General features: G+C 42.2%; 19 protein-coding genes, 3 rRNA genes and 1 riboswitch. Of the genes, 6 read left to right on the forward strand and 16 right to left on the reverse strand.

The features are described 5' to 3' along the window. The first annotated feature begins 94 nt into the window (after positions 1 to 94). The 4 genes from NH454_RS02395 to serA are packed head-to-tail and all read left to right on the forward strand — an operon-like array spanning position 95 to position 3,207. Positions 95 to 646 carry a hypothetical protein gene (locus NH454_RS02395; RefSeq protein ID WP_135923719.1) on the forward strand — a complete coding sequence of 184 codons (552 nt, stop codon included), beginning with the start codon at positions 95 to 97 and terminating at the stop codon, positions 644 to 646. A 13-nt stretch (positions 647 to 659) separates the two neighbouring features. Then, a complete protein-coding gene (locus NH454_RS02400; RefSeq protein ID WP_235384140.1) occupies positions 660 to 1,256 on the forward strand; it encodes a 5-formyltetrahydrofolate cyclo-ligase in 597 nt (198 codons plus the stop codon). A 53-nt stretch (positions 1,257 to 1,309) separates the two neighbouring features. After that, complete coding sequence (gene rpiA / locus NH454_RS02405) at positions 1,310 to 1,963, forward strand: ribose-5-phosphate isomerase RpiA (protein WP_135923717.1); 654 nt, start codon at positions 1,310 to 1,312, stop codon at positions 1,961 to 1,963. 14 nt (positions 1,964 to 1,977) lie between these two features. Next, a complete protein-coding gene (gene serA, locus NH454_RS02410; protein ID WP_135923716.1) occupies positions 1,978 to 3,207 on the forward strand; it encodes a phosphoglycerate dehydrogenase in 1,230 nt (409 codons plus the stop codon). A 445-nt stretch (positions 3,208 to 3,652) separates the two neighbouring features. Here the strand turns inward: serA and NH454_RS02415 are convergent, their stop codons facing one another. Both NH454_RS02415 and yaaA read right to left on the reverse strand, forming a co-directional pair. Then, positions 3,653 to 4,588, reverse strand: coding sequence for a mechanosensitive ion channel family protein (locus NH454_RS02415; protein ID WP_253038124.1), 936 nt, complete (start codon positions 4,586 to 4,588; stop codon positions 3,653 to 3,655). A 129-nt stretch (positions 4,589 to 4,717) separates the two neighbouring features. Further along, complete coding sequence (gene yaaA / locus NH454_RS02420; protein ID WP_253038125.1) at positions 4,718 to 5,497, reverse strand: peroxide stress protein YaaA; 780 nt, start codon at positions 5,495 to 5,497, stop codon at positions 4,718 to 4,720. Positions 5,498 to 5,718: 221 nt separating this feature from the next. Here yaaA and tal point away from each other — a divergent pair, with 221 nt between their 5' ends. Further along, entirely contained in the window at positions 5,719 to 6,669 is a 951-nt protein-coding gene (gene tal, locus NH454_RS02425) for a transaldolase (protein WP_135923712.1), read from the forward strand. 186 nt (positions 6,670 to 6,855) lie between these two features. Next, a complete protein-coding gene (locus NH454_RS02430) occupies positions 6,856 to 7,047 on the forward strand; it encodes a DUF3545 family protein (RefSeq protein WP_135923711.1) in 192 nt (63 codons plus the stop codon). A 36-nt stretch (positions 7,048 to 7,083) separates the two neighbouring features. On the opposite strand, the gene ung is transcribed toward NH454_RS02430, so the two are convergent. From ung to NH454_RS02500, 14 genes are all read right to left on the reverse strand, one after another. Further along, entirely contained in the window at positions 7,084 to 7,758 is a 675-nt protein-coding gene (gene ung, locus NH454_RS02435) for a uracil-DNA glycosylase (protein WP_199526182.1), read from the reverse strand. After that, positions 7,755 to 8,612, reverse strand: a complete 858-nt coding sequence (locus NH454_RS02440; protein WP_253038126.1) for a cobalamin-binding protein — start codon at positions 8,610 to 8,612, stop codon at positions 7,755 to 7,757. The genes ung and NH454_RS02440 overlap by 4 nt, the downstream gene beginning before the upstream one ends. Position 8,613: 1 nt before the next feature. Then, positions 8,614 to 9,213 carry a cob(I)yrinic acid a,c-diamide adenosyltransferase gene (cobO, locus tag NH454_RS02445; protein WP_135923708.1) on the reverse strand — a complete coding sequence of 200 codons (600 nt, stop codon included), beginning with the start codon at positions 9,211 to 9,213 and terminating at the stop codon, positions 8,614 to 8,616. A gap of 9 nt (positions 9,214 to 9,222) precedes the next feature. Further along, positions 9,223 to 10,707, reverse strand: coding sequence for a cobyric acid synthase (locus tag NH454_RS02450; protein WP_253038140.1), 1,485 nt, complete (start codon positions 10,705 to 10,707; stop codon positions 9,223 to 9,225). Next, positions 10,707 to 11,234: a bifunctional adenosylcobinamide kinase/adenosylcobinamide-phosphate guanylyltransferase gene (gene cobU, locus NH454_RS02455; protein WP_253038127.1), complete on the reverse strand. Its 528-nt coding sequence runs from the start codon at positions 11,232 to 11,234 to the stop codon at positions 10,707 to 10,709. The genes NH454_RS02450 and cobU overlap by 1 nt, the downstream gene beginning before the upstream one ends. Then, the gene (locus NH454_RS02460; protein WP_253038128.1) at positions 11,231 to 12,037 is read right to left on the reverse strand and encodes an adenosylcobinamide-GDP ribazoletransferase; all 807 of its coding nucleotides are present in this window, start codon (positions 12,035 to 12,037) and stop codon (positions 11,231 to 11,233) included. Before NH454_RS02460 ends, cobU begins: the two co-directional genes overlap by 4 nt. Before the next feature lies 1 nt (position 12,038). Then, complete coding sequence (cobT, locus tag NH454_RS02465) at positions 12,039 to 13,100, reverse strand: nicotinate-nucleotide--dimethylbenzimidazole phosphoribosyltransferase (RefSeq protein ID WP_253038129.1); 1,062 nt, start codon at positions 13,098 to 13,100, stop codon at positions 12,039 to 12,041. A gap of 3 nt (positions 13,101 to 13,103) precedes the next feature. Further along, the gene (locus tag NH454_RS02470) at positions 13,104 to 14,093 is read right to left on the reverse strand and encodes an iron ABC transporter permease (protein WP_253038130.1); all 990 of its coding nucleotides are present in this window, start codon (positions 14,091 to 14,093) and stop codon (positions 13,104 to 13,106) included. Next, complete coding sequence (locus NH454_RS02475) at positions 14,086 to 14,916, reverse strand: ABC transporter ATP-binding protein (RefSeq protein WP_253038132.1); 831 nt, start codon at positions 14,914 to 14,916, stop codon at positions 14,086 to 14,088. The genes NH454_RS02470 and NH454_RS02475 overlap by 8 nt, the downstream gene beginning before the upstream one ends. 80 nt (positions 14,917 to 14,996) lie before the next feature. Further along, positions 14,997 to 15,135: riboswitch (cobalamin riboswitch) on the reverse strand. 12 nt (positions 15,136 to 15,147) lie between these two features. Continuing rightward, positions 15,148 to 15,765, reverse strand: a complete 618-nt coding sequence (locus tag NH454_RS02480; RefSeq protein ID WP_235384129.1) for a histidine phosphatase family protein — start codon at positions 15,763 to 15,765, stop codon at positions 15,148 to 15,150. Between the two features lie 83 nt (positions 15,766 to 15,848). Further along, positions 15,849 to 16,277, reverse strand: coding sequence for an FKBP-type peptidyl-prolyl cis-trans isomerase (locus NH454_RS02485; protein WP_235384128.1), 429 nt, complete (start codon positions 16,275 to 16,277; stop codon positions 15,849 to 15,851). Between the two features lie 647 nt (positions 16,278 to 16,924). After that, positions 16,925 to 17,039, reverse strand: a 5S ribosomal RNA gene (rrf, locus tag NH454_RS02490). Positions 17,040 to 17,097: 58 nt separating this feature from the next. Then, positions 17,098 to 17,212, reverse strand: a 5S ribosomal RNA gene (rrf, locus tag NH454_RS02495). A 124-nt stretch (positions 17,213 to 17,336) separates the two neighbouring features. Then, positions 17,337 to 17,444, reverse strand: a 23S ribosomal RNA gene (locus tag NH454_RS02500); the annotation flags it as partial.

Consider the following 17,444-nt stretch of genomic DNA (forward strand, 5'->3'; position numbering starts at 1 on the left):
GAAAAAGCCCGTTTTGTACGGGCTTTTGTTTATCCATTGATCTATTTAGGTTTATACTTTTGTTATCTACATTAAGGATTAGGATAACTAAAAGATGGCAGACAAATTTCGTGTGATGTTTGCAGGACTTGAGGCTGGTATTGATCAAACACATGCCACAGAGCAACTAGCTAGCAAGCTTAAAACCAGCACAAACAAAGTAGCTGGATTTTTCGAGCATAAGCCAATATTCGCTCCTTGCGAGCAAGAAAAGGCTCTTAAGCAAGCGAAGCTATTAGCCAGTGTAGGTATAAAAGCAAAGCTACAACCTCTTAGCCAATCGCAATCCACTAGCAGCCTAGATGCAAAGCAACGTGATGAACGTATATTTGATGCGCTTGATTACATCACTAGTAGTTTGATCCGCCTAGAAGAAAAGCTCGATGACTTAGAACAACGTTTACCTGATGTTGAAAAGAGCAGTAATAGCGATCAAGATGAAAGCTGGCAAGATGATGAGCTTCTACTTGATGAAGAACTCGCTGAACCTGTAAAAAAACGCTCAAATACCCTACTCTACTCTTTGATTGCGATGGTGATTGTTTTATTGATCATTCTTGGTATTGTGGAGTTATTCCCAGAGCTTTTCTCTTTCTTAGAAAGTTGATGTATATATTGACATGAGCAACACACGAACAGAAATTAGACAATCCATCCGAAAAAAGCGTAATTCACTGACCGAAGAGCAGCAAAAAAATGCAGCAATTACGCTTAAAATGAAATTTACTCAACACATAAAATCATTAGAAACTCCTCAAAAAGCGCGTATAGGCATCTATTTCAGCAATGATGGAGAGCTTGACACATCATTGTTAATTAAAGATTTATGGCAAAAAAAACACTCTTTATACCTACCTATTATTCATCCCTTCAACGGTACAACTTTATACTTTCAGAGGTATGAAGAAAATTCACCCATGACTGTTAATCGCTATGGTATCTTGGAGCCCAAGTTGAATTGCAGTCAAATATGTCCTTTAGACAAGCTTGATATTTTACTTATGCCATTAGTGGCATTTGACGATCAAGGTAACCGTTTAGGAATGGGCGGTGGGTTTTATGACAAAACGTTGGCTCGGTATTACCAAGAAAATTGGCAAAAACCGATATTAATCGGTCTTGCGCATCAATGTCAGCATGTAGCTGCATTACCTATTGAATCGTGGGATGTACCGTTAAAACACATTATAACCCCAGAGAAAATCTACCAATGGTAAGCAAACTCTTTGTATACTATAGACCTCTCTGATAGCTAACTGAGCACATAATTATGACGCAAGATGAATTAAAAAAAGCCGCTGCCTGGGCAGCACTCGAGTTTGTAAATGAAAACACCATTGTTGGTGTAGGTACAGGCTCTACAGTGAATCATTTTATTGATGCACTTGGTACAGTAAAAGACACCATTGTTGGTGCAGTTTCAAGCTCTGAAGCTTCTACTGAAAAGTTAAAAGCACTCGGTATTGAAGTGTTTGAGTTAAACGACGTATCAAGCCTTGATGTGTATGTTGATGGCGCAGACGAAATCAACCCACATAACGAAATGATCAAAGGCGGTGGTGCTGCGCTAACACGCGAGAAAATCGTTTCAGCGGTAGCAAAACAATTTGTTTGTATTGTTGATGAATCAAAAGAAGTTGCAACATTAGGCGCATTTCCACTTCCGGTTGAAGTGATCCCAATGGCACGCAGTTATGTAGCCCGCGAGCTTGTAAAACTAGGTGGAGATCCAGTTTACCGTGAAGGTGTTGTAACTGATAACGGCAACGTCATTTTAGATGTGCACAATTTAGACATCAGCAATGCCAAAGAATTAGAGCTAACAATCAACCAGATTGTTGGTGTAGTAACAAACGGCTTATTTGCCCATCGCGGTGCAGATAAAGTCATTATCGGCACCAAAAATGGGCCGCAAATAAAGTAAATAGGAATGAGGATATGAGTAAGGTATCGTTAGCAAAAGACAAAATTAAAATTCTCTTGCTGGAAGGCGTGCACCAAAGTGCTGTAGAAACGCTTAAACGTAATGGCTACAGTAATATTGATTACGTAAAAACTTCCTTACCTGAAGACGAGCTCATCGAGCGCATTAAAGATGTGCACTTTGTAGGCCTTCGTTCTCGCACTCATATTAGTGAAGCGGTATTAGAAGCAGCTGAAAAGCTAGTCGCTATCGGCTGCTTCTGTATCGGTACTAACCAAGTCGACCTGCAAGGTGCCCGTGAGCGTGGTATTGCGGTATTTAACGCACCATTCTCAAACACTCGTTCTGTTGCAGAATTAGTACTTGGTGAAATCTTATTATTACTTCGTGGTATTCCACAGCGTAATGCCCTTGCACACCGTGGCGGTTGGTTAAAATCAGCCAACGGTTCATTTGAAGCGCGTGGTAAAACCTTAGGTATTATTGGTTACGGCCACATTGGTACACAGCTAGGTATCATGGCAGAAAATATCGGTATGAACGTTGAGTTTTATGATATTGAAGACAAACTAACACTCGGTAACGCAACGCAAGTTCATAACCTAACTCAGTTATTACAGCGTGCTGATGTTATTAGCTTACACGTACCAGAAACACCGCAAACGAAGAACCTAATTGGTATGGCAGAGCTTGAAGTAATGAAGCAAGGCGCAATTCTAATTAACGCTTCTCGCGGAACAGTTGTTGATATTGATGCACTGGCTGAATCACTTCGTGAAAACAAGCTAAGCGGTGCTGCAATCGATGTATTCCCTGTAGAGCCAAAATCAAATGATGAAGAGTTTGTATCACCGTTACGCGAGTTCGATAACGTGATTTTGACACCACACATTGGTGGTTCAACACAAGAAGCACAAGAAAATATCGGTATTGAAGTAGCGGGCAAACTTGCTAAATACTCAGATAATGGTTCAACCATTACTGCAGTTAACTTCCCTGAAGTATCACTGCCTGAACTTGCAAACCGCAGCCGTTTGTTACACGTACACCACAACCGCCCAGGTGTTCTAACGCAAATTAACCAAGCGTTCGCACAGCACGGTATCAACATCGCAGCCCAGTACTTACAAACTGACGAAGCGATTGGTTACGTAGTAATTGATGTCGATACAGACCAATCAGAAGTCGCTCTTAAAGAGCTAAGTGCTGTTGAAGGTACAATCAGAGCACGTATCCTTCACTAATCGTTGGCATATCGAATAAATAAAAAAGCGCAACCAGTTAAACTGCTTGCGCTTTTTTTGTAGGACAAAACTTTAAGGTAGGTTGGTTTGAGCGCTGCGAAACCCAACACGGGAACCCAGCTTTAAACCGTAAATTTCAAGCTCTAAGCCATAAATAGCTTACCGTAGGCGTAAAATTTATTTCGCGCGAATTTACACTCCCAACCTCCTTTAAATTATTTAACAGGTTCAGGTTATTTATGTTAATTCTCAGATATCGACATAATGCATCACTATGCTCAAATCAGCCTCGGCTTGAATATTAAGTTTATAATTTCCCATCCTTACTCGCTTCTTCCTTTAAACTAGCTAACATTTGACTTGGTGATTGATCTGAGAGTCCTCTTTTCTCTCCTTCTCACAACCACACTTCCCTGTGTAAATCACGCCGATGAGTCAGTAAATTTTACTCATCGGTTTGCGGTTTTTCAGTGTCTTTATTCTGCTGTTTTTCGCTTATCATGGCGTTTAATTTCTCACCGCCTTTGATGCCAAAATCTAATGTGCGGATTGGGAATGGGATGGTCATGTCAGCTTCGCTTAGGGCGTTTCTAACTGCCACAACAGCCTTGTGACGAACGGTCATGAAATCCGCTTCGCCGGGGTATTTAATCCAAAACCAAACCAGTAAGTTGACGCTGCTATCACCAAAGCTTTCGGCGTAAACGGCGGTTTCTTCTTGCTTAATAACAAAATCAAACTCATTGATTTTTTTAACAATCGCCTCAGCGGCTTGCTCGGGATCGTCGGCATATGAAATACCCACAGGCACCTCGATACGACGCACACCTAAGGTGCTGTAGTTACTGAGTATGTTCCTAAATAAAATCTTGTTAGGGACTAAGATAAGTTGCCCATAAAAGTTCTCAATGAGGGTGTTTCTAAGGTTAATCGCCCGTACAGTACCAAACACGCTTTCGGTGCGAATAACATCGCCAGTTTTAAATGGTTTGCGAATACCCATAGCAATACCCGCTATAAGGTTCTCTGTCATGTCCTGAAAGGCAAAACCAATCGCAAGACCAACAATACCAGCACCAGCAAGTAAAGAGGTGACTGTGCCTCTGAGACCCAAGAAATCAAGGGCTACAAATAAGCCTACACATAGCACAATAACCTTTGCTATTGATGACATTAAGTCTGCTATTTGCGAAGACTCTAATGAGCGACGTAATAGCTTTCTGAGCATTGAACCAACAAGACGCGCCAGCAATGAAAATACAATGGTGATAACTACTGCGACAATAAAGTTTGGAATATGGCTTATGATGATATCAATCCAGCCACCGAGTTTTTCTTCTATTAGCTTTTCAGCTTCACTTACTGTCGGAATTTTTAACATTTTTATACCTTGATGAATTAATTACACAACAGGGTATTTTGCAAGATAAGCGCCATTTCTAATTGGGTGTATTAAAACCATAAAAAAAGCCGTGCTAAGCACGGCTTCTCTAATTCATTTTGCTAAAAATTAGTTCTGCTCTTCGCGTAAGAAAACAGGCTCTAATTCTTTTGCTGTTGCATCGCTACTAAAGTAATAACCTGCAACGGTGAAATCTTTTAAATCACTCAATTGGGTAATTTTATTTTCAATGATGTAACGCGCCATCATGCCGCGGGCTTTTTTCGCATAAAAGCTGATCACTTTATATTGGCCGTTTTTACAGTCTTTAAAATGCGGCGTAATGATTTGCACATTTAACGCTTTTTTATCAACTGCTTTAAAATACTCGTTCGAAGCAAGGTTTACTAAATACTTACTATCTTGCTCAGCAAGTACCGTATTAAGCTTTTCGGCGATGACACTGCCCCAAAACTGATACAAGTTTTTACCACGTGGGTTTTCAAGTTTAGTACCCATCTCAAGACGGTAAGGCTGCATTAAATCTAACGGCTTCAGCACACCGTAAAGGCCAGACAAGATACGTAAGTGTGACTGCGCGTAATCGAGGTCTGAACTGGTTAATGATTGTGCATCTAAACCACCGTACACATCGCCATTAAAAGCCAACACGGCTTGTTTTGCGTTATCTTGCGTGAATGGCTGCGACCACTCAGAGAATCGTGCTGCGTTTAAACCAGCTAATTTATCGCTGATTTTCATTAGGCTACCAATTTGCGCTGGTGTTAAATCACGGCAAACTGACATTAACTCTTCGCTATGCTCGAGTAATTCAGGTTGAGTGAATTTATCGGTCGTGGCTGGGGTTTCGTAATCTAAATTCTTTGCAGGTGAAATAACAGTGATCATACTTAGCTATTGACTTGTAATTTATTTGATGTCAATTTCAACATTAATTGAATCAAAATGCACGTTTTGTTTCGTCCTGCCTTTATCCGCTGCTCTTTCATACATAATGTTCTAGTTTTCTATATTAAGGACATTTGACCTATTAAACACTGTCATAGTGTTGCAGCATAAAGGTGGCTATAATGGATATTCTTTTAACTTGCTTGGAATGAGGAAAGCAAATGACTTCAGCACTACAAAGGCTTAAACAGCATTCATCTATTGTTGCAGATACAGGTGATATCGAAGCTATCAAAAAGCACCAACCAGAAGATGCGACAACTAATCCGTCTTTACTTTTAAAAGCCAGTGAAATTGAAGCGTACAAGCCTTATTTAGATAAAGCGTGGCAATATGCCAAAGAAACCGAGCAAGATGCAGCTAAACAACTTGAGCTAGCTTGTGATTACTTTGCTGTTTTAATTGGTAAAGAAATCAGTGAAATTGTTCCAGGTTATATCTCAACAGAAGTAGATGCGCGTTTATCATTTGATACGCAAGCGACAATCGATAAAGCCCACACTTTATTGAGCCTGTACGAAAAAGAAGGTGTGAGCAAAGATAAAATCCTGATCAAAGTTGCATCAACGTGGGAAGGCATCAAAGCCGCTGAGCAATTAGAGAAAGAAGGCACTAAGTGTAACTTAACGCTGTTATTCTCTGAAGCACAAGCTCGCGCATGTGCCGATGCGAACGTATTTTTAATTTCACCATTCGTTGGCCGTATCCTAGACTGGCATGTTGCTAACGGTATGGAAAAGCCAACTGATCCACTGAACGATCCTGGTGTGCAATCGGTTCGTAGTATCTACGAATTCTACAAACGTCACGATTACAAAACAGTGGTAATGGGCGCAAGCTTCCGTAATACAGGCGAAATCATCGCGCTTACAGGTTGTGATAAGTTAACCATTAGCCCTGCACTTTTAGAAGAGCTAGGTCAACTAACTGATGCACAAGAATACCTGCTAGATAACGACTTTACTGTTGAAGAAAAACCAGCACCACTGACTGAAAGCCAGTTCCGTTGGTTACATAACCAAGATGCAATGGCAACAGAAAAGCTCGCTGAAGGTATTCGCTCGTTCGCAGAAGCACAAATTGAATTAGAAGCTCGTTTTAAAGCAATGTAATTCAAATTACAGCATTTTTTAAAACGCCACCTCCCGGTGGCGTTTTTGTTTCTGAAATAACTAATTCCTTGATCGATTCATCTATCAATCACAGTTCTGTAACATTATCGTCACTTTTTTGTTCTATTTTTACCTTGCCTATGGTATACGTATTTCCGAGGTTCAAAAAATAAATGGGAGAAGTTCATGGATAGCCTAGACGATATTTTAGAAATATTAGAAGGTCCTGGTAAAACAAAAAAGACCTCCACAAAAAATAAAAAAAGAAAATGGCGCGAAATCGAAGCGTTAAAAGATAAACACAGATTACGTAAAGAACTAAAGGAGCTTGATTACTTTACTGATAGTATTGACATAGACGAATTAGATTTTTTGTAAAATAAAGGCCCTTATTATGGGCCTTTTACGTTTTTGTTATAAAATTTGTGGTAATGACCAATTGATCGGTTTTTTGTTTTGATCAATAAGCATTTGGTTTGTCTTAGAAAAGTGCTGACAACCAAAAAAACCTCGATGAGCAGAAAGCGGTGACGGATGCGGACCTTGGATCACATGATGACGCGAGGTATCAATGTGTTTACCTTTTTTCTGTGCATGTGCGCCCCATAAAATAAACACCACACCTTCACAGTGTTGATTAATAAGCGCAATCACTGCATCGGTAAATTGCTCCCAGCCAAGCTGCTTATGAGAATGAGCCTGCCCTTGTTCAACAGTAAGTACGGTATTAAGTAAAAACACCCCTTGCTCTGCCCAACTTTGCAAGTAACCGTGGTGGGGTATCTCAAACCCATCAATATCTGTGGCTAGTTCCTTGTATATATTCTTTAATGATGGCGGTAGTTTTTTAACCTGCGGCAATACCGAAAAACACAAACCATGGGCTTGGCCTTCTCCGTGATAAGGGTCTTGCCCTAAAATAACCACTTTGACTTCGCTCAGTGGTGTGGCATCAAAAGCTGAGAATACCTGCTCATCTTTTGGATAAACGGTCACACCTGCTGCGCGTCTATCAGCTACATATTGCAAGGTTTCTTGCATGTAGGGTTTAGCAAGCTCGGTATCTAGAAATGTTTGCCAATCGATCATTTTGAAGCCTGTATTTGCTGACGAGAAATGTCTATTTTACCACACATATCGCTTAAACCATCTAGCATACGGGTTGTAAAACGATGCAATAGATCTGCGTTCACACTAATAAACTGGTTATGCTGCACTGCCGGCAGTTCAGGCCATTGACGCCAGTCTATCTTCGGTTGCGGCTTTTTAGTTTTTTCGTCTGGAATAATAATCGCCTCAGGTTTAGCAACCAATACATTTTCAATACTAATGCGCGGGTAATCAGTATCGCTATTAGCAAACACATTCTCAGCATGGCAAATAGTTAAAAGCTGATTGATCCAGGTATTTCCGCCAATTGTCATCATCGGCTCTGGCCATAATTGATAAAAAACAGGCACGGCTTTTTTACCTTGCTGAGAGGCACGAATTGCATTGAGTTTAGCTGCAAACTCATTGGCCACCTTATCTGCCTTAGTTTGTAAATGCGTAAGCGTGCCGAGCTTACGTAATTCATCAGCAACATTATCAACTTGATCCGGATTACTATAAACAACAGGAATGCCTAGCTTTTCGATATAAGCGAGGTCATCAGCTTTATTTCCTGTCTTCCACGCTAAAACAAGATCTGGCTTAAGTGACAGTAACTTTTCCATATTGACGCCGTAATACCCTCCAACACGTTCAATATCATTCGCTTGTGCTGGGTAATCAGCAAAATCAACCGTACCAACGATACGATCGCCAGCACCTATCGCAAACAGGTTTTCAACAATGTGCGGTGCTAAAGCAACAATACGCTGTGGCTCTTTAATTTCATGAGCGTGTGCAAGTGCGGGTAAATTTAATAAAAAACCTAAGAGTGCAAACTTGATGGTTTTCATGTTAATAATCGAACCCTTTTTGCGCTTTAATGCCAGCATCAAAAGCATGTTTTACATTTCTAACTTCACTGACTGTGTCAGCCAAGTCGGTCAATTTTCGGTGTGCACCACGTCCTGTAATAATGACCGATTGCATGGCTGGTCGAGAGCTTACTGCCTCTAGTACTTCGTCTAAGTCAATATAGCCGTAGGTGATCATATAGGTTATTTCGTCTAGCATAACGAGGTTAATCGACTCATCCTTGAGCATTCTTTTCGCTTCTTGCCATGTCACTTGTGCAGCTGCGGTGTCTGACTCTTTGTTTTGTGTCTCCCAGGTAAAACCGGTGTTCATAATAACAAATTCAACCCCTGCTTTTTCGAGTAGGTTACGCTCACCGCACTCCCAAGTCCCTTTAATAAACTGACACACAGCTGCTTTCATTCCGTGACCAACAGCGCGTGCGACAGTACCAAATCCAGAGGTAGATTTGCCCTTACCATTACCAGTTATGACCTGAAAAATACCTTGCTCTTTTTGCGCAGCAGCAATACGTTCATCGACTTTTTCTTTTACTTTTTGCTGGCGCTGTTGGTGCTTATCTTGATTCTGTTCGCTCATTGTTGTTCCTTATGACTCTAAGTTGAAGTTCTCATAAATATTGATGATTTGCTCAATATCGAGATTCTCTGCTACCACATTGGCTAAACGGCTTAACTGCTGTTCACGGTTTAAGTTAATATCAATCGGCTGTATTTGGCTATTTGCTGCAAGCCAAGTAGTTAACTCAGCTACTCCCTCTGGCGTATCGAACAAGCCATGTAAGTAAGTACCTGCTACTTGGTTATCATCACTAATAAAGCCATCCACTTTAAATCCACTTGGGTGATTATTAAAACTCAAGAATGGCTTTTCAAGTGCGGGCCCTTGGCTTATACCAGCGTGAATTTCATAGCCTGAAATTGTTTTACCACTACGATTTAAATGAAGCATGCCAGTGACTTGGCTTAATACTTTTTGCTGCCCTAACTGCGTTTCAAAGTCAGCCAACCCTAGCCCTTCTGCGCTGCCTAAATTGGATTCAACAGCATGTGGATCAGCAAGATAGTTGCCTAACATTTGCAGCCCACCACATACTCCGAGCACTTTACCGCCATAGCGTAAATGACGTTTTATTTGTGTGTGCCAACCTTCATTTTTTAAAAACGCTAAGTCGCTAAGGACATTTTTACTGCCCGGAATAATAATCAGATCAACACTTGGAATAGTCTGGGTATGACGTACATACTGTAAATCGATTTCTGGTTGTAATCGTAGTGCATCAAAGTCAGTGTGATTACTAATATGAGGTAGCAATAGCACTGCTATGCGCAATTGTGGTTTATCTACCTGATTGCTTATAGCAACGGCATCTTCAGCATCTAGTGCTAAGTCATGTAAATAAGGTAACACCCCAAGCACTGGCTTATTGGTGTATTGCTCTAACCAATCAAGACCGCCTTGCAATAACGCAATATCACCCCGAAAACGGTTAATCACAAAGCCTTTAACGCGCGCTTGCTCTGAGTCAGACAACAAGGCTAATGTCCCAACTAAATGGGCAAACACCCCGCCTTTGTCGATATCGGCGATAATGATCACCGGGCAATCTACCGCCTCAGCATAGCCCATATTGGCAATGTCGTTTTCGCGCAGGTTTATTTCTGCAGGGCTCCCTGCACCTTCAACAACCAGTAATTCAAAACGTTCACTTAAACGCTGCTGCGAAGTAAGAACCGCATCCATCGCCACTTTTTTGTAGTCGTGATAACTGTCCGCTTCCATATTCGAAAGCGCTTTACCATGAACGATTACCTGCGCCCCAGTATCACTGTTAGGTTTTAATAAGATAGGGTTAAAATCGACTTCTGCGGGCACTTTTGCCGCTACAGCTTGCAAAGCTTGTGCTCGGCCTATCTCGCCACCATCTGCTGTTACGGCGCTATTTAACGCCATATTTTGTGGCTTAAAAGGTGCAACCTTAATGCCTCGCTCTGCAAAGATCCGACAAAGTGCTGCAACAAGGGTACTTTTGCCTGCATCTGAAGTTGTGCCTTGCACCATTATTGTTTTCATCATTGTTCTCTTTTTAAGGTTTGTGCAAGACCTGCAATCACAAACTCAACACGCGCAACTTGCTGTGCTAAGGCTTGATGCAACCAACCTGAATGATCAACAAACTGACGGCTTAATTCACCGAGCGGAACAATGCCATGACCCACTTCATTGCTGACAAAAATCACCTCACCCGGCAATTGCGATAGCACATCGAGTAAGGCCGCTTTTTGCTCAAGCCAAAATGCTTCACCCTGCTGGCATAAGCAATTACTCAACCACAAGGTTAAACAGTCCACTAAAATACAGTTTTCAGTTTGGCTATACTGTCGTAATGTTTTAGCCAAATGCAAAGGCTCTTCAACAAGTTGCCAATGCTTAGCGCGCCCTGCTTGATGCCTATTAATTCGGGCTGTCATTTCTTCATCACCCGCATTTGCTGTGGCAATGTAGATAAGCGGCTTGTCTGAATTTATTGCCAGCTGCTCAGCAAAACGGCTTTTACCGCTGCGAGCACCGCCTAAAATTAAGGTGTGTGATTGGCTCATAACATACTCACTAGACATAAGTAGGTAACAAGCTCAGATACTTGTTGGGCAGCACCTAAGCAATCACCGGTGTAGCCAGATAACTGCTTTTCAAACCAGCGCTTCAATAGTAAACGAGTAACAAAAAGCACACTGACGAGTATTAATAATTGCCCTAGAGTGAAGCCAAAAAACAACCATGCTATTGCTAGCACAGCAAAGCCAGTTGCTAGCAGTATTTGATAACTTTGCGTGCTTAAATACATCGCAATTGGTTTTACTTTAGATGTGGCGTCCTGACTTACATAGTCCATATCTGCAATTAAACTTGTTGCTACAACCCGGCTTAAGCTTTGTCCTAAAACAAGAGCAATAATCAGAGTACTGGTTGCCTCGCTAAGTGCGACAAGTGTTTGGTACTTAACTAATAAAGCCATCACAAGCGCCGCAGCACCATAGGTGCCTAAGCGACTATCTTTCATAATGTTAAGCTTATCTGCAACTTGCCAACCGCCACCAAAGCCATCCCAGACATCAGCAAGCCCATCTTCATGAAATGCCCCTGTGATTACCAAGCTAAACGCCATAACTAACGCAACTGCAATGGCTGGGGGGAATAACCAACTTAGCAGCAAAAAGCTTAACGCTAAAAGTGCGCCTAATAATACTCCGACCAATGCAAAATAGCGGCTGGCCTGATTGAGCGCCTTATTCGATACTGCAAAGTTTAATTTAACGGGTATACGCGTTAAAAAGCTGAGCGCCAGTAAAAATAACTGAAGCTGACTTGGAGTCGTGTTTGAAGTGTGTTGTTCCATGCTCATATCAAACTACTTGCTCGACATTAGCATCGGCAAAACTTGCCATGTCATTGTAAAACGCCAAAGATGCTTGCAGTAAAGGTAAGGCAAGTGCAGCACCTGTGCCCTCTCCTAAACGTAAATCTAGCTGTAATACAGGTGATGCGTGCAAGGCATTAAGCATTACTTTGTGCCCTTGCTCATCAGAGGCATGGGCAAATAACATGTAATCGCGAGCGTTTGCATTAATGCGAGTTGCAACAAGCGCCGCTGCAGTACAAATAAAGCCATCAACAACCACTGCCATGCCGAGCTCCGCAGCAGCTAAAATGGCGCCGGTGATCTGTACAATTTCAAAACCACCTAATGCCGCAAGCGTCATTAATGGGTCGCTAAAATGAGCTTGATGCAACTGGAGGGCTTGCTCTACAACCTTAATTTTTTTAGTAACAACCTCGTCACTCACACCTGTGCCTTTACCAACACATTGGTTGGCAGGTAAGGACAACAAAGCTGCCATTAATGCCGCAGCACTTGTAGTATTACCAATACCCATCTCTCCAAACGCAATAGTATTGCAGCCTTGCTCATAGAGTGAATGCACTCGCTGCTTTGCTAATTCAAACCCTTTTTCAACGTGGCTACGAGACATGGCCATTTCAGTATTCAGTGGAGCAGTGATTTCACCTAAACGCTGGTTATGCACACTTTTATCATGTGCTGTAGTGAGCGTTCCGGCATCGACAACTTCGAGCTGCCAACCAAGCTGGCGACAAAATACATTGATTGCAGCGCCTCCAGCTGCAAAGTTTGCCACCATTTGTGATGTAACAGTGCTAGGAGCAATTGACACACCTTGACTTGCCACACCATGATCGCCTGCAAATACAACCAGAGAAGGCTTTGAAATAACTGGTTTAAAGGCAAGTAGCGCCTGCTCACTATCAAGCTGCTTTGAAAAAATAAGCGTTAATTGTTTAGCACAACTCTCAAGTTGACCTAAGGCACCAAGCGGCTTCGTTTTAAGGTCTATCTTTTGTTGAATTACAGCTGAAAACTGCTGGTTAATTGGCATGATATTAAACATTAGCTACCTGCTCTGTTTACGAAAATAAAGTAAGAATAAAAAGAACATGCTGCCGATAGCTGCAGTTATCACACCAACGGGTAATTCTTGGTTATTCAATAAGGTTCGGCATAACACATCTACCCACACCATAAAAATGCCACCGACCAAGGATGTCATGACTAAGTTATGACTGCTGCCTTGGGGCGAAAAGTAGCGCACAATATGCGGGATCATCAGACCTACAAAACCAACGCCTCCACACAGAGCAACAAGCACCGCTGTAATTAATGAACTTAGCAGCAGCATCATGATCCGAAAGCGTTGGACATGAATCCCCAAAGTCGCAGCACTTTCATCGCCAAGTAGCATTGCATTAAGCTGACGACGAAATGCAATCATCAAAGTCATACAGGCAATAATAACGGTAAACGGCAGCCAAAGAGTGCCCCACTGCGCCCGAGAAAAACTGCCCATTGTCCAAAATAAAATAGCTGTAATTGCTTGAGGATCACTAAAATAAAGCAGCAAGCTAGTCAGAGCGCTAAATAAGAAGGATAAAGCAACGCCGGCAAGTAACATGGCTTCAACTTGACCAACATGTCGACGCCCTGCAATAGCAATGAGCAACAGCATTGAGAGTAAGCTCCCTACAAACGCCGCTACTGACATGCTTAAGCCAAAGCCCGCACCAGTAAGGGCTATAAAGCACACCACACCAAATGAAGCCCCTGAAGAGATACCAAACAAGTAAGGATCAGCAAGCGGGTTTCGGGTTACGGTTTGCAAAATTAATCCAGCAAGAGCCAGTCCAGATCCTGCTAAAAATGCCAGCACCGTTCTTGGCATGCGCAACTGCCAAATAATCCGCTGCACGAATTCATCACTGCCTGGGCTAAATAGGCCATTAAATACCTCACTCAATGGCGTATTTGCAGCACCAAAGCTCAATGCTAAAAAACAACTAATAAGCCCTACGACAACACAGATACTTAAACGCATTGCATCAGTCATTTTGATGCTCCTGTGTCTGATAGCCATAAAAATAAGTGATGTGCGGAATAAACTTATCAGTGCTTGATTGCGGGTGAGCAGATACCGCTGCGCAGACACCAAATACATCACTCAACAGCTGCTCAGTTAGCACCGCTTTTGGTTGCCCCTGACAAACCAATTGCCCTTCGTCAATTACCAGTAATTCATCACACAAACTCGCTGCAAGATTTAAGTCATGAAAAGAGGCAAGCACAGTCACATCGAGGGACTTTGCTAATTCCATTATTTGAATTTGGTATTTAACATCAAGATGACTGGTAGGCTCATCCATGATCAAAAGCTTAGGTTGCTGTACGATAGAACGTGCAATGAGTGCTCTTTGCTTTTCACCACCAGAGAGCGAATCGAATGCTTGCTCAATATGATGAGACAAACCAACCTGCTCAATCGCTTGATATATTCGCTGCTTATCATTGATAGACGTGCCGCTGAAAAGTCGCTTATGAGGTGTTAACCCTAAACTCACCACGTCGAACAGAGACAAATTAAACTGCGATGGAGACTCTTGTAAAACTACAGCAACCTGCTTTGCAAACTCATCAGCATTGATTTGCCAGATATCTTCACCGTTTAGCAACACAGCCCCTTGTTCAGGTTTCAAGTAACGATAAAGACAACGCAGTAAGCTTGATTTACCTGCACCATTAGGGCCAAGTAAACCTATAAACAGCCCAGCTTTTAACTCAAGGCTAATTGATTTAAGTATTGTTTTATTCGCAATACCCCAACTTAAATCAGAGACTGATATTAATGGCGCAGAGCCGTGGCTAGTTTGTTGCAAGCTTGTTCTCTCTTGGCGAGCAACCACAACGCACAAGAAAGCACTGATTAGTACCAGAAAATGACGTGAGTTTACCCGCTCGATGATTAATTGTTAGTGCTAAGTATCTGGCTGACCATACTTATGATGGATTACAGTTGCGGGAACAGCTGGAGAATTTCACTCCATTCCATAGCATATGTGTATTATGGCGGGCTAAGTAAATAATTCAATGAATATCACTCTAGATGGCTAAAAAACAATTTTTGGCCAAGTTTTTCCTTGTTCATCTATATATACATCGAGTGTAATAAGCCCCGCATAAGGGAGGTGGAAAACATTTAAATGCGTGGCTGACTGTTTTGGCATCTGGCAAATAATAGCAAGAATTTGTTTAATCACACCAGCGTGGCTGATTACCAATGACTGAGTATGTTTAGTTTCACTCAATGAGTTTAAAAACGTTTGCCACCAAGCTTCTACCCTTGCGTAAAAGTCAGCCATTGATTCACCATTGGGTACTTTTACCTGCCAAGGATGCTGCCAAAAATCACCGATATGAGGTTTACTGGTTTGCTGCCAAAGCTGCTGATAGTCTTGGCCATCCCAATCACCAAAATTAAACTCTTTCAGCGCATTGAAATACTGAACATTCAATGTGTGTTGATTTGCTAAAAAATCAGCATAGACTGAGCAACGCTTTAGCGGTGAGCTATATATAGCATTTAAATTCAACAGTTCAGCAGAGGCTTGGCGCATTTGTTCAAGACCATGCTTTGATAAGTCAACATCGATTTGCCCAGAAAGAATACCCGGTGTGGCAATTTCGCCATGGCGAAGAAAATAAACTCGTGAAGTAAATGCGTCCATAATGTTCCTCAGTAACCAGTAGTGAACGTTAACGCGTTTCAAATACTCTGTCGAGTTATGCTAAAGGACTTATGCTAAAAGAATTAAGCTAAACGCATCAACCGAACGTCAAAATGCAGCACTGCGTTCGCACCAATTTTTCCGCCGTTACCTTTTTTACCCCAAGCAAGCTCTGGGGGGATCACAAATTCATAGCGAGAGCCGATATTCATTAATAACAAACCTTCTCGTAACCCTTCTATTGCTTCGGATAAAGCAAATACCTCTGGCATACCCGCTTTATAACTGTCGGCAATGACACTGCCATCAGCAAGCATAATACGTTGATTAATGACCACTGTATCGAACTCTGTCACGCGATCCCCTTCAACATCATCAATCACTTTATACATCAAACCCGATGGGCATAGATGCGTATCAGGATGAGATGAGAACTTAGCGATGAATGTTTCACTATTTTTACGATTTAACCCTGAAGAACCTTTTGACTTGGTTGTTTTCTTACGAGACACAGCAAACCCTAATTGTATTACAAATATAGAACGCTTTATCGCATAACAACGTAAGGGAAGCAAGGAGCAATGTGGTTTGTAGTGAGTTAGCGAGAGTAAAGTTAGAAAGAGGAAAGTTTTAAAGCTCTGCCGTAGGTTGGGTAGAGCGCAGCGAAACCCAACACAGAGAGCTATCAGCTTTCAGCCGTCAGCGATCAGTCGCGCGGTGGGGTTGTTTGGTGCTGCGTCTCCCTCTGGCGGAGGCTCTAGGCTCTAGGTAAAGTGTACTTGTAGGAATCGCTTTAGCCATGAATGTGTTTGTTATGGTCTGTTTCGGCACTGAAGTGCCTCCTACGGGGTTTTGTTGCTGTTGGTGACTCAGTTACATAACAACCCGGTAGATCAACTAACATCTATTATCTGACGTCTGATGTCTCTTGTCTATTCGGCACTGAAGTGCCTCCTACGGGGATGTTGCTGAGGGAGTCTCTGTACTAAACAACCACACAGTTCAACTTTGCCCTTGCTAACTAGCAACTCGCTAACTCGTGTTGGGTTTCGCTCCGCTCTACCCAACCTACCTGGCGAATGAATAGGGCACGTTGTGTGGATAGCTCTCAGACGCAAAAAAGCCCGACTCTTTTGAATCGGGCTTTCTTTAATTAGGATCCTGGCGATGTCCTACTTTCACATGGCAAATGCCACACTATCATCGGCGCTGTTTCGTTTCACTACTGAGTTCGGCATGGGGTCAGGTGGGTCCAAAACGCTATTGTCACCAAGAAAATTCTGTTCAATTTTCTTATTATTTTTAATTTAAAGTCTTGCGACTGAATTTGGAGCCTGGCGATGTCCTACTTTCACATGGCAAATGCCACACTATCATCGGCGCTGTTTCGTTTCACTACTGAGTTCGGCATGGGGTCAGGTGGGTCCAAAACGCTATTGTCACCAAGCAAATTTGGGTCGTTAATCGCTCTAGCAATTAACTAAAATTCGGAATTCTGATATCAAGTAAATGTCTACTTTAGTGTCTTAACTTCTGTCTGTTACGCTGTCACAAAACGCGTTTGGCGTTGTATGGTTAAGCCTCACGGGTAATTAGTACAGGTTAGCTTAATGGCTCGCACCACTTCCACACCCTGCCTATCAACGTTGTAGTCTTCAACGGCCCTTCAGAGACTTTAA

The organism is Pseudoalteromonas sp. Ps84H-4 (assembly GCF_024124645.1).
In the GTDB taxonomy this organism is placed as follows: Bacteria; Pseudomonadota; Gammaproteobacteria; order Enterobacterales; family Alteromonadaceae; genus Pseudoalteromonas; species Pseudoalteromonas lipolytica_C.

Coding starts and splice junctions, on each gene's coding strand:
- NH454_RS02395 (WP_135923719.1), top strand. CDS start 95: ATGGCAGACAAATTTCGTGTGATGTTTGCAGGACTTGAGGCTGGTATT.
- NH454_RS02400 (WP_235384140.1), top strand. CDS start 660: ATGAGCAACACACGAACAGAAATTAGACAATCCATCCGAAAAAAGCGT.
- rpiA (WP_135923717.1), top strand. CDS start 1,310: ATGACGCAAGATGAATTAAAAAAAGCCGCTGCCTGGGCAGCACTCGAG.
- serA (WP_135923716.1), top strand. CDS start 1,978: ATGAGTAAGGTATCGTTAGCAAAAGACAAAATTAAAATTCTCTTGCTG.
- NH454_RS02415 (WP_253038124.1), bottom strand. CDS start 4,588: ATGTTAAAAATTCCGACAGTAAGTGAAGCTGAAAAGCTAATAGAAGAA.
- yaaA (WP_253038125.1), bottom strand. CDS start 5,497: ATGATCACTGTTATTTCACCTGCAAAGAATTTAGATTACGAAACCCCA.
- tal (WP_135923712.1), top strand. CDS start 5,719: ATGACTTCAGCACTACAAAGGCTTAAACAGCATTCATCTATTGTTGCA.
- NH454_RS02430 (WP_135923711.1), top strand. CDS start 6,856: ATGGATAGCCTAGACGATATTTTAGAAATATTAGAAGGTCCTGGTAAA.
- ung (WP_199526182.1), bottom strand. CDS start 7,758: ATGATCGATTGGCAAACATTTCTAGATACCGAGCTTGCTAAACCCTAC.
- NH454_RS02440 (WP_253038126.1), bottom strand. CDS start 8,612: ATGAAAACCATCAAGTTTGCACTCTTAGGTTTTTTATTAAATTTACCC.
- cobO (WP_135923708.1), bottom strand. CDS start 9,213: ATGAGCGAACAGAATCAAGATAAGCACCAACAGCGCCAGCAAAAAGTA.
- NH454_RS02450 (WP_253038140.1), bottom strand. CDS start 10,707: ATGAAAACAATAATGGTGCAAGGCACAACTTCAGATGCAGGCAAAAGT.
- cobU (WP_253038127.1), bottom strand. CDS start 11,234: ATGAGCCAATCACACACCTTAATTTTAGGCGGTGCTCGCAGCGGTAAA.
- NH454_RS02460 (WP_253038128.1), bottom strand. CDS start 12,037: ATGAGCATGGAACAACACACTTCAAACACGACTCCAAGTCAGCTTCAG.
- cobT (WP_253038129.1), bottom strand. CDS start 13,100: ATGTTTAATATCATGCCAATTAACCAGCAGTTTTCAGCTGTAATTCAA.
- NH454_RS02470 (WP_253038130.1), bottom strand. CDS start 14,093: ATGACTGATGCAATGCGTTTAAGTATCTGTGTTGTCGTAGGGCTTATT.
- NH454_RS02480 (WP_235384129.1), bottom strand. CDS start 15,765: ATGGACGCATTTACTTCACGAGTTTATTTTCTTCGCCATGGCGAAATT.